Raw genomic sequence first — 308 nt, forward strand, 5'->3', positions numbered from 1 at the left:
CCGATTTCTCAAAGTATGCCGACGATGCGCTAGCAGAACGGATTCGTCGTGTCTGGCGGGCGGTGCCGACAAACTTGGGCAAAGAAAACCGTAAGTTTATGTTTTCCAAGATACGGGAGTCGGCGAGAGCCCGGGAGTACGAAGATGCTCTGCAATGGCTGACCGACACCTCGATTGTGTGTCCCTCGAGTTGTGTGAGCGTGCCCGAGTCGCCCCTTGCGTCTCATGAAGACGAGGGAGTGTTCAAGGTCTATGTGCTCGATGTGTGTCTACTTGGCGCAATGTGCAACTTGAGTGCCCGAACTATT

Annotated in this window: 1 protein-coding gene; it reads left to right on the top strand. The window is 54.2% G+C overall.

All coding sequences use genetic code 11. From position 1 onward, the window contains the following. A partial coding sequence (locus tag NE591_RS13905; RefSeq protein WP_256156937.1) for a DUF4143 domain-containing protein occupies positions 1 to 308 on the top strand: 308 nt, incomplete at both ends.

The organism is Adlercreutzia sp. DFI.6.23 (assembly GCF_024462535.1).
In the GTDB taxonomy this organism is placed as follows: Bacteria; Actinomycetota; Coriobacteriia; order Coriobacteriales; family Eggerthellaceae; genus Adlercreutzia; species Adlercreutzia rubneri.